This is a genomic window from Lactiplantibacillus fabifermentans DSM 21115, assembly GCF_000498955.2.
In the GTDB taxonomy this organism is placed as follows: domain Bacteria; phylum Bacillota; class Bacilli; order Lactobacillales; family Lactobacillaceae; genus Lactiplantibacillus; species Lactiplantibacillus fabifermentans.
This window is the reverse complement of the sequence record NZ_AYGX02000102.1, coordinates 27,792-39,176: the sequence shown is the minus strand read 5'-3', so window position 1 is coordinate 39,176 and position 11,385 is coordinate 27,792. Positions and strand designations below refer to the sequence as shown.

At 46.4% G+C, this 11,385-nt stretch carries 11 protein-coding genes; all 11 read right to left on the bottom strand.

Annotated features, from left to right (window positions below; all coding sequences use genetic code 11):
- Positions 1–429: 429 nt before the first annotated feature.
- Complete coding sequence (locus DY78_RS09605) at positions 430–1,161, bottom strand: L-ribulose-5-phosphate 4-epimerase (protein ID WP_024624269.1); 732 nt, start codon at positions 1,159–1,161, stop codon at positions 430–432.
- Positions 1,154–2,026, bottom strand: a complete 873-nt coding sequence (locus tag DY78_RS09600; protein ID WP_024624270.1) for an L-ribulose-5-phosphate 3-epimerase — start codon at positions 2,024–2,026, stop codon at positions 1,154–1,156. Before DY78_RS09600 ends, DY78_RS09605 begins: the two co-directional genes overlap by 8 nt.
- Before the next feature lie 11 nt (positions 2,027–2,037).
- On the bottom strand, positions 2,038–2,811 hold the full coding sequence (locus tag DY78_RS09595) for a DeoR/GlpR family DNA-binding transcription regulator (RefSeq protein WP_024624271.1): 774 nt from the start codon (positions 2,809–2,811) through the stop codon (positions 2,038–2,040).
- Between the two features lie 31 nt (positions 2,812–2,842).
- Positions 2,843–3,484 carry a 3-keto-L-gulonate-6-phosphate decarboxylase UlaD gene (locus tag DY78_RS09590; RefSeq protein ID WP_024624272.1) on the bottom strand — a complete coding sequence of 214 codons (642 nt, stop codon included), beginning with the start codon at positions 3,482–3,484 and terminating at the stop codon, positions 2,843–2,845.
- Positions 3,485–3,549: 65 nt separating this feature from the next.
- Positions 3,550–3,843 (bottom strand): PTS sugar transporter subunit IIB, encoded by a 294-nt coding sequence (locus DY78_RS09585; RefSeq protein ID WP_024624273.1) that lies wholly within the window; start codon positions 3,841–3,843, stop codon positions 3,550–3,552.
- A 32-nt stretch (positions 3,844–3,875) separates the two neighbouring features.
- Positions 3,876–5,396 (bottom strand): PTS ascorbate transporter subunit IIC, encoded by a 1,521-nt coding sequence (locus tag DY78_RS09580; protein WP_024624274.1) that lies wholly within the window; start codon positions 5,394–5,396, stop codon positions 3,876–3,878.
- A gap of 15 nt (positions 5,397–5,411) precedes the next feature.
- Entirely contained in the window at positions 5,412–5,870 is a 459-nt protein-coding gene (locus tag DY78_RS09575; RefSeq protein ID WP_024624275.1) for a PTS sugar transporter subunit IIA, read from the bottom strand.
- 25 nt (positions 5,871–5,895) lie between these two features.
- The gene (ulaG, locus tag DY78_RS09570; protein ID WP_024624276.1) at positions 5,896–6,966 is read right to left on the bottom strand and encodes an L-ascorbate 6-phosphate lactonase; all 1,071 of its coding nucleotides are present in this window, start codon (positions 6,964–6,966) and stop codon (positions 5,896–5,898) included.
- 343 nt (positions 6,967–7,309) lie between these two features.
- Positions 7,310–8,032 (bottom strand): GntR family transcriptional regulator, encoded by a 723-nt coding sequence (locus DY78_RS09565; protein WP_024624277.1) that lies wholly within the window; start codon positions 8,030–8,032, stop codon positions 7,310–7,312.
- 675 nt (positions 8,033–8,707) lie between these two features.
- Positions 8,708–10,141: a 6-phospho-beta-glucosidase gene (locus DY78_RS09560; protein ID WP_024624278.1), complete on the bottom strand. Its 1,434-nt coding sequence runs from the start codon at positions 10,139–10,141 to the stop codon at positions 8,708–8,710.
- A 175-nt stretch (positions 10,142–10,316) separates the two neighbouring features.
- Positions 10,317–11,384 (bottom strand): cell surface protein, encoded by a 1,068-nt coding sequence (locus tag DY78_RS09555; protein ID WP_156404116.1) that lies wholly within the window; start codon positions 11,382–11,384, stop codon positions 10,317–10,319.
- Between the last annotated feature and the right edge of the window lies 1 nt (position 11,385).

The following is an 11,385-nucleotide window of genomic DNA, read 5'->3' as shown; positions in this document are numbered from 1 at the left end:
CTGATCTTTTTTGTCCGAACAGCGTTCGGATTAATTTTACAATCTACCATATAACTGAAATAGCACTGACTTTTTGCACCAACTAAGTAATGTTCATCCACATACACAACAAAAGTCCCTTCAGCCGGTCGTCAGCTAGGTCCGCACCGTGTCGATGTTCTTAGCGAGTGTTTTCTGGTCGCTTAGAACATGCCCCGTGTTTTGAGACTGGCGGGGTTTGCAAGGCTCAAAACCGCCCTTGAGACCGCCCTTTGGCTCAAGGTCTGGGCCACGGTGCGGACCTAGCTGACGACCGGCGACAAACTACCCCACGCCAACCCAAAAGCGCTGATGACCAAAATCACCAGCGTTCCAATCGTATCAATATTTTTAAGGAGAAAATCATTAACTAGCTGTCAAGCGGACCGACAGCGGCAATCACATCAATTCCTAAAGCGTATGTTCATGCGTCATTGATTTAGGATTGTTTTGACCGTAATAGGCGTTGTCACCGTGCTTGCGGTAGTAGTGCTTGTCCAACAAGTACTGGGGCACCGAAGCGTCTAAATGACCGGAAAGTTGCATCGTGTGATAGCTCATTTCAGCCACCACTTCTAAGACTTTGGCGTTGTAGACCGCTTTGTCCGGAGTGGCGCCCCAAGTGAACGGACCGTGGTCTTGAACTAAGACGCCCGGCACCGCGTCCGTATCGAGGGCCCGTTTCTTGAACGTGTCGACAATCACGCGCCCGGTATTGCCTTCATAATCATCGGCAATCTGAGCTTTGCTCAAGCCCGGTGTAACGGGCACGGGGCCGTAGAACGTATCCGCATGCGTCGTCCCACAAGCCGGAATATCCATCCCCGCTTGGGCAAACGAGACGGCCCATGGTGAGTGCGTGTGCACGATGCCACCTAATTCCGGGAATGCCCGATATAAGATCGCGTGCGTCGGCGTATCACTGGAAGGGTTCATCGCACCTTCCACGATTTGCCCATCTAAGTCACAAACCACCATGTCGCTGGCCTTTAAATCTTCGTAGGCGACCCCACTTGGCTTGATGACAAACAAGCCTTTATCACGGTCAATCCCGCTGACGTTGCCCCACGTAAACGTGACTAAGTTTAATTTTGGTAATTGCATATTGGCTTCATAGACTTCTTGTTTTAATGCTTCAAGCATGAGCAACCTCCTGAGTTAAGCCAACTTTGACGAATAAGTCGTCAAAGTATTCTTTGGCTAATTGCACTTCTTTAATCGGATCCGCTGCCTTTTCGGTCCACATTTCAATCGTAAAGGCACCTTGGTAATCAAGCCGTTTTAACGTCCGCAAGCAACCTTCAAAGTCGACGGTGCCATCACCAAACGGCACGTCCCGGAATTGACCATCACTAGTCGCCGTGACTGGTTGAGTGTCTTTTAAATGCACCGACACGATATTGTCGAGCCCGAGTTCCAATTCATGGGCGACATCGTTAGTCGGCCAGGCGGTCAAGTTACCGACATCGGGATACGCTTGCAGCCATGGACTGTGAATTTGCGCTTTAATGTCGCGAATCTTTTGCAGCGAGTTAATAAAACGGTCATCCATCGTTTCGATGTCTAACATAATTTCTTTGCCCGCCGCATACGCGACCCCTTTGGCCAAGTTTTCCACGAAATATTCGCGGGACAACACGGTCTTTCGTTCGTAGTACACGTCGTAGCCGGCGAGTTGAATGTTGCGAATTCCCAAGTCTGAGGCTAGGTCAATCGCTTGATAAAGCATCGTCAAACTCTTTTCGCGAATGGATGCATCGGCCGACCCTAATGGAAAGCGCCGTTGACCACTCAACATTAACGTATGAATCCGGACCCCGGTGGCCCAAATCGCATCGCGGACTTCGGCACGTTGGGCTTTGGTCCATTGCAACCGCGCGAGGCGTTCGTCGCTTTCATCAATTGATAATTCTAAAAAGTTAAACCCTAACTGTTTGACCAATTGTAACCGTTCCAGCCACGAATCAGTCGCCGGTAAGGCTTTTTCGTATATTCCTAATGAAACCATGGTAACTCCTCCTAGTTGGCGACTTGAACCACTTCAATCCCCCGCCGGCGGAATTCATGAATGACACTTTCGTTAGCAAAACTATCCGTAATCAGCACATCGACGGCTGATAAGTCAACGACATGATAATTACTGGAAACCCCAATTTTCCGATAATCGGCCACACAGATGACCTTCTTTTTCGTCCGTTGAATCATCGTACTATTAACTTGGGTTTCGTAAATGTTTTGCGTGGTCACGCCATTTTCAACACTAATCCCATCACAACCGATTAACGTGTAATCCGATTGCATCGTTTCGAGCAGTTGGATGGTCACTGTGCCCACTAACGATTCTTTCGGGTAGCGCACTTCGCCCCCGGTTAAAATAATCGACGTTTCGGGATGCCGGACACACTCGGTAGCCCGAATATTATTCGTAATAATCGTTAGTGGCTTCACGGCCAGTTGATTGATGGCGCGCCAACAAAGTGAACTTGAATTCACGAACAAGGTGCTGTTATCACTAATATAACTTGGCACCGCGGCGGCAATACTATCTTTTAACTGTTCGATCTTGGACCGCAAAGAATTCCCTTGAGTCGACTCGGCATCGACTTTTTCTACTACGCCATGGTGCCAATTAACTTGCCCCATGTCATTAAGCGCTTTCAAATCCCGGCGCACCGTTATTTCGGATACTCCTAATTGATCTGCTAGTGCTTTGACCGCGATTGAATCAGTCTTCTTGGTAATTTCAACAATCCGATCGCGTCGACTCTGAACATTTTCTAATGAATTCTTCACGATAACATCCCCGATCTACTATGATATTAAGTTATTCACCCCAAAGGCGGTGTAACTCATCTTGGAACGCTTGGGCCGCTTTAGCTGGATCATCAGCTTGAGTAATGGCGCGACCAGCAATAAAGGTGTACACATTAACGCCTTCAAAGAGGGCTAACTTATCGACACTCAGGCCCCCGGTAACTGAAACTCGGAATCCCATATCTACTAACATTTTAACCTTATTTAAGTCTTTTTCACCCCAACTTACTCCTGATAAGAGTGCATCGCGACTTTGATGGTAAATTGCTTGCGTAATCCCGGCGTCTAACCAGCCTTGCGCGTCTTCCTTGGTCCAGTTACCGTAAAGTTCAACTTGGATTTCGTCAATCTTTTCATTGGCAGCTTTCATCGTTGGAATCGTGGCGGCACAAATGCAAGTCATCCAATCAGCGCCGGCATCGGCCATGTTTTTAGCAACGGTGCCACCAGCATCGGCACATTTCGTATCCGCAATAATCGTTTTTTCAGGATAAAGCGCGCGTAATGAAGAAACGGCTTTGGTCCCTTCTTGTAAAATCAAGATGGTCCCCGCTTCGACGATATCCACAATGTCGCCGACCGCCTTAACGTCGGCTAAGGCACTTTCTAAGGTGTTATTATCTAAAGCTACTTGTAAATTTGGTTTTGTCAATGTTATTACCTCCGATTAAATGCAACAAGCGAACCGTTCAAAGTTCGCTTGTGCCGTGTCATCAATTATTTCACTAAGTCCGTTTCATCTTGAACACGTTGGGCGATTTCTTTGTCACTCATGACATTTTTAACGCCGATGATAATGACGCCTTTAGCTTTGGCTTCATCGAACATGTCGACAAAGTTCATCGGGGTGAAAACGATGTCATATGAGCGCGCGTTACTTTTACCTTCTGCTAAACTCGTATGTTCAATCTTGGAGATGGGTAAGTTGAGCGCCTTGAAAGCTTTTTGCACGCTGCGCATCATCATCAAGCTAGTACCGGAACCATTTGCACAAGAAACTAAGATATTCATAATATATTTCCCCCTAATATTGGTTGTGTGAGTTATTTAGCTGCTTTTTTCGCAGCGACATTTTCTTTATATTGATCATAATCGGTAACCATCAAGAAGTAGTTCTTCGGGTCGTGGCGGTATTCCAATTGTGGAATCACAACCAAGATAATCACGACGGCAATAATCCCGAAGATGCCTAAGTACTTCATTAAGACGGTGAAGAATGGCCAAACGGTGTCCCAGTCGAACATCCCGAGGTAACCACCGAACTTGGATAAACCAACCCAAGTCGCAACTAAGGCGGCGCCGAAGACTTGAATCAAACCACTCAAGAATGGTAACAGCATGGCGGCTTTCGCGCCGGCCCGTTTGTTCGCGTAAATCCCAAAGGCCGCGTTATCAAAGAACAACGGAATAAATCCGGCAATGATAATGGTTGGTGAATGGAAAACGAGCAAGGCACCAATGGCGATAAATTGTCCTAAGGCCCCGAATAAGAAGCCGATCGTGACGGCGTTGGGTTCGCCAAAGGCAAATGTCGCGGCCACGTCGATCCCAGGGACGGAACCTGGCAAGAGTTTGTCAGAGATCCCGGTGAAGCTTTCAGTCAATTCGCCGACGAAAGTCCGGACCCCTAATTGCAAGATGGCCAAGTTAACGGCGAAACTCAGTGACGTCGTTAAGATGTAGAATAAGAAGCTGGCATTCGGTGCTAAACCAGAGGCCCCTTTACTCGTGACATACACTTGATTAAAGTATGGCCGACCAAGTACTAACATGATAATCCCGAAGAAGAACAGCATTAAAATCCCAGTGGCGACCATGTTTTCGTTGAAGATTTTTAAGAAGCCGGGCAATTGGATATCTTCCAACCGTTTGGCACTCTTATGCGTCTTTTCTTCATGAGCTTTGAACTTATCAGATAACCATGAAATAAAGGCAATCCCGAAGACTTGTTGATGGGCAATGGCAAAGCCACCACCATCCGTTAAGTCTTGGGTATAACGAATCGTTAAGTTCGAACCCACGGCCCAGTATAAGCCGAGGATAACCCCCATCACTAGGAGGACTTCGATACGGCCCATCTTAGGGAAGCAGAACAGTAAGAGCCAAAATGCGGTGGCTGCTTGTTGGACTTGAACGTTACCAGTCGTGAAGACCGCCCGCAATTTTGTATACTTTTGAAAACGAACTAACAAGATGTTAAAAATAAAGGCAAAGAGCAAGAGTAACATGACGTCACCGAACGTCCGACCGAAAGTTTTCATCAGCCCGTCGGTAACGGCATTTTGACCAAAGTAAGGGTCAATCACGGTCGCTGTTAAGTTGAAGCGATCTTTTAACCCGGTCAAGATTGGCCGGAAACTGTTAACCAAGCCACTGGACCCAACCATTAAGATCATATAACCGATAACCGCTTTCAAAAAACCGGCGATCGATTCATATAATGGTTTCTTTTCTAGCATGTAACCCAACAAGACGATGAACCCAATCATGTAAGCGGGTTGCGTTAAAATGTTATTCGCAAAGTAATCCCAAATTTTGAGAAGTATATCTAAGAATTGCGCCATGAGCTTCCCCTTTCCTTAGCTCTCCGCGTCAATAATGGCTTGGAAATCCGCGACACTATTAACAGCTAACAGTTTTTCAATTAAACCATCCGTCATGAGCAAGTCCGATAAATCACTGATATTTTGCAAGTGTTCATCGGGGTCCTTCGCCGCTAAGGTAAAGAACAGTTGCGCGTGTGAATCCGGATTGGTTTCATCAAAAATCACTGGTTCAGGAAACTTCGTGAAACTAATCGCGGTTCCGAGGACATTTTCACTTTCCGCTAAGGCGTGCGGCATCGCAACGCCCGGGACAATGACGATATATGGTCCGTTCTTTTCAACGTTTAAAATAATTTCATCCAAGTAACCGGGCTTAATGTAGTGATGTTCAACTAACTTGGCCCCAGCTTGCCGGAGGGCGTCGCGCCAATCTTTAGCGGGCGCTTGGCGGATATCAACTAAATCTTTGGCTAAAAAATCATTCAACAACATTTGTGGTCACCAACTTTTCTTAATTTTAAAGGAATGATGGGAATGGCGTATCGTTATCAATTGAGAAGGCATCGTGGAAGCCCCGGTCAAAGTTGAATTCCATTTTGTCCTTGTCATCGGGATACGTAAATTCGCCACCGACTTGCCAAATGTATGGCTTGAATTTATATTGCAACCGGTCCTTCTTGAAGTTCCATAACATCGTGATTTCTTTAGGGTCAGCCATGAAGTTGGTCCAAATGTCGTAATGCACTGGAATCACGACTTTAGTCTTCAAGGATTCGGCCATCCGTAAGATATCGACCGAAGTTACTTTATCGGTAATCCCCCGAGGGTTTTCGCCATAAGCACCTAAGCAAACGTCGACGTGATTTTCGTTACCGTGCTTGGCAAACATGTTGGAATAATGGGAGTCGGCCGCGTGATAAAGGTTCCCGCCAGTCGTTTCAAACAAGTAGTTCACGGCAATCTTGTTCATGTCTTGGGGCATCTTACCTTTCAACGTAACGTCCGGATCATCTTCGGTAACTAACGCCGTGCGGTCGAAACCTTCTAAGACTTTAACGGTCGTCTTGCCGATTTTGACTTCATCGCCCGGTTTAACGACGACGGTCTTTTCAGCAGGCACGCCCCAGCTTTGCCAAATTTCACAAACTTTTTCTGGACCGTAGAACTTGGCGTCCGGACAGTTCTTGTTAACGGCGGCCGCGGTGTTGACGTCTAAATGATCACTGTGAATGTGGCTTACGAACAAGGCATCCACATCTTTAACCGCAAAGGGGTCGATGACGAATGGTTGGTTCCGTAAGTTTGGTTGCATCGCTTGCACGCCACTCATCCGTTGCATTTGATGACCTTTGCGCATCGTGCCATTACCATGACTTTGCTTACCGGTTCCACACCACATATCCACTAAGATGTTCGTATCTTCAGCGGTCTTCAACCAGATGCCGGTACAACCTAACCACCACATTGAGAACGTGCCTGGTTTAACTTTTTTATCAGCAATTTCTTCATTCAACCAAGTGCCCCATTCCGGGAAGGTATTCAAAACCCAGCTTTCGCGCGTTACATCATTAATATTTTTATCAGCCATGATAATTCCTCCTGATTTGTTGTTAACTTATTTTTCATTTATTATGATACGTTCGTTTGTATACGCTTTCAATACCGGTATACGTTCGTTTGAACGAGTTTATGAATGTTATGAATGTTTTATGTTCTTTTGAGAACAAATGACTGATTATTTATGATTTTTACGAGTTTTGAAGCCACTTAACGACGTTGTCAAGATGGAAACATTCATTTGTTACGGTCTTAAAATATAAATTCTTAGCTATACCAAAAAAGGCATTGAAGCCTATTATAATCAGACCTCAATGCCTTTTGGGTTAGAATTCAATTAGTTACCACTAGTCACTAACGTTCATAACTAGCATTCAGTGGACTTTTTTTACCATAAAAAATTTAGCTTGCCGATAATCGTAATACTGTTTGGAAAACGCCAACAGTTCTCCAGTGCTCAAATAAGTCTCATCTTGGACGACCAGACATGGCGCTCCCACGGGTAAATTCAAGTATTCAGCGGCCACTTCCGGTAGCGGCTCACTCATAATGACCTGATCAATCCACCCGATACGACTATCGCGTTGGGCTTCACAGTAATTAAACAAAGAACCGTAAAGGGCCGTCTCCGGAATCGTTTTAATGATCGTTTGGCGATAATACGATTGCTCCATCAAATACGGCTGGCCATCTTTAGCTCGTAAGCGCGTCACGGCCGTCAACGGATCATCAGCCGCTAACGTCGCTTCCGACGGTTGAAATGCCGCCTGCGCCAGCGTTGTCGGCGCCGCTTCGGCTTTGGTCGTCGTCAACTTACTGCCCAGGCGCGCCATCTCAGCGGTAAGGCCGCCATGATGCGCTAAAGCAATCGAACCCGCTTGTTGCGGCCGCACAAACGTGCCAACGCCGTGTGCTTGATACGTATAGCCCATCTTACTCAGCGACTGCAACGCTTGGCGCAAGGTATAGCGAGTCACTTGATAATGCGCCATCAATTCCGGTTCGGCCGGCAATTTATGATGGGCATCCGTCAGCGCCCCCGCTTGAATGTCCGCAATTAATTTTTTAATCAACGCCGCGGTATTTAACTGCGTCATACTCAGACCCCTTTTCTAAAAAACGCCCACCAGCCAGCACGACTGAGGGACGTTTGGTTATTCAAATTATAACTTAATTTTATTGTATTTGCTTTGCCGCTGCCGGCTGGCCGTAATTCCAGCTGCCATGAGGACCGGTTCCAGCCTGAGGAGCGGTCTGGAACCTCGCTTTTGAGCCTACAACCCGAGTCTCAAAAGGCGTCCGTGGTGTAAACGGGATACAGCCCCATCCCGTTAACGCCACCCGCATGGCGGCTTCCATCACGGTCAGCCGACAGCTAAATTGCTACTACATGATTATATCGGTTTCGTTGTAGTTAATTTATGCTGATAGTCCGTGCAAATTCACGATAATGGTATTACTAGCGATTTCAAGCTAAATACGACGACGTAATTAGCAACCCGAGAAATCATGAATGCACATCTGATCTTGAACACCCAATTTATCATTAGTAGAAAATCGCACGATACAACGGTTAGCTTCAATTTAGCGCAGTCAGTCCGGTTCAGTACGCTGTGATTGCAATGTTAGGCGGTGTTTTTGGCCGCCTTACTTTGCGGACGTCTTCGAAGACTTGCTCTTCAGGCTTCGAAGCGAGGTTGCAGACCGCCCTTTGGCTGCGACCGGTCCCCACAGCGTGCTGAACCGGACTGACGGAGCGGCATATTGCAAGACTAAGCTAAGTTTTCGCCGTTGGATTCGATGACTTGGTGGTACCAAGCGAAGGAATCTTTCTTGCCGCGCTTGAGTGTGCCTTCGCCAGCGTCGTTTTTGTCGACGTAGATCATGCCATAGCGTTTGTCCATTTGACCGGTACCCGCGGAAACTAAATCAATGAAGCCCCATGGGGTGTAACCCATTAAGTCAACGCCGTCAACGTCTACAGCTAACTTCATTTGTTCGATGTGCCGACGGAGATAATCCATCCGGTAGTCATCGTGGATTTGGCCGTTTTCGTCCTTTTTATCAAAGGCCCCGAACCCATTTTCCACGATAAACAATGGCAAGTCATAGCGGTCACTGAACCAGTTCATCGAATAGCGTAACCCAACTGGGTCAATTTCCCAACCCCAGTCCGACCGTTCCAAAGCGGGATTTTTAACTTCATGGTTGTGTAATGGTGTCATGTAATCTTCCGGTTCGTTGTCGTCGGCTTTAATCACGTGTGAAGCGTAGTAAGAAAAACCAATATAGTCAACCGTCCCCGCCTTGATAACATCTAAATCTTCTAAAGTGATGTCTAAATCAAAGTTTTTGCGTTCGAAGTAACGTTTCAACCAGCCAGGATAGCGACCTTTACATTGAACGTCGCCAAACCAATAGTTAGCTTGCATCGCGCGTTCAGCTTTCATGGCGTCTTTTGGTGAGGTCGTCGCGGCATACGTTGGTCCCATTGCTAACATGCAGCCGATTTGGAACTTAGGATTGATTTGATGGCCAATTTGAACCGCTAACGCACTCGCAACGGCTTCATAATGCCCCGCTTGATACATGACTTTTTCGGCATCTTCATCAGGTTGGACTAAAATTCCGGAGTTGGTAAATAAGCCCCACTTGTTCAAACCAGTTTGGTTATTAATTTCGTTGAACGTCATCCAGTATTTAACTTTGTTTTGATAACGTTTGAAAACAACTTTGGCAAATTTAACGAAGAAATCAATGAGTTTACGATTACGCCAACCACCATATTCAGTGACTAAGTGGTAAGGCATTTCAAAATGCGATAACGTGATGACTGGTTCGATGTTGTATTTGAGCAATTCATCGAATAAGTCGTCGTAAAATTTCAAACCCGCTTCGTTAGGTTCGTCTTCGTCACCATTAGGGAAAATCCGCGTCCAGGCAATACTCGTCCGGAAGCACTTCAAGCCGAGTTCCGCGAATAATTTCACGTCGTCTTTGTAATGACCATAAAAGTCAATCGCTTCATGGTTCGGATAGTTTTTGCCGGGGATAATCCCATCGGTAATTTCACGCGGGGTCTCATTGTCGCCAGCTGTCATGACGTCCGCTAAGCTAACGCCTTTGCCGCCGGCTTGCCAGCCACCTTCAAGTTGATGCGCCGCAACCGCGCCACCCCATAAAAAGTCTTTTGAAAAAGTACTCATTGAAAATTCCTCCTCAAGTTTGAATCGTCAGTAGTCATTCGAATGACCACTCGTTCGAATGACTTCATTTTAGCATGCTTACTAAATCGTGTAAACGTTTTCTAGCCCATAAAAATAAAAAACTGCCATTAGTTCTCAAATCACTTTGAAAACTAATAACAGTTTTTAATCATCACTATGGTGTATCTTGTAAGCTCCAATTAACCGTGCCGTTGTAAGTATCGGCGTAAACGCTCGGTTGTGCATCTAAAAAGATCCCTTTAGTTGCCGACCAATCATCCGTAACCGTTGTAGATTCCACACTGGCAGCCTTCGTGCCGGTATCAATCGTTGTCGCATTATCGGTTAAATTGGTCTTAGTATCCCCATCGCGATAAACTAACCCACCAGGAATGGTATGACCACTTGTTGAGGTCATGGCAGTCGCCGAAGCGGTTAAGGTCCATTGCGAGCCCGTCGCCCGGGTATCTTTTATACTGACATCCCAGTTACTCGTCGGTGCAAATAGCGTTTCCTTAGCGGGGACCTCCATGGAACCATAGCTGATACTACTTGATAGCGATCCAAACGATAACGTTCCAAGATGGTTCGTCACAGTGACCGCCACACTATCGGACTTCAAGTCACCATCTTTACCATAAATATTAATCGTCGTGGATTCGTTATCACCCAAGGCTTTGAGCTTATCAACCAGTCCAGTGTCATCGTTCGCATACGTTACTGTATCATCACTACCATCGGATGGCGTGGCGCTAATGCCAGTTTGGTCAACTAACCACTTGATGACCTCATCATCAGAAGTCATTTTACCAACTGCGACTAAGTCATCCGGTTGCATACTAACGTCAGTCGTTTTACTCGTAATATCCAATGTCTTTTGTTTAACATCGCCAGTCACTGATTTAGAATCACCCGTCGCGTTACTTTCAGTGATTTTAACCGTGGTCGCTGACCCAATCGCTTGACCTAAATCCAACGAGTATTTGCCATCTGAGCCAACGGTCGTGGTGACACTATTGACATCACTGGAAATCGTATCACCAGCAGTCCCAGTACCGGTAATTTTAGTACTGGTTCCCGTCAAACCATCGTCAATCGTCGGATTCAACGCATCGGCGACCGTGGAATTTGACCCTAAAGTCCCAAAGCCATAGGCAACTTCCCCGTCCGACGAATTATAACGGAACCCGACAATCAACGGTAACCGGTCGCGCAAATCTGAAAGGTCAACCGTTAGTGTCACT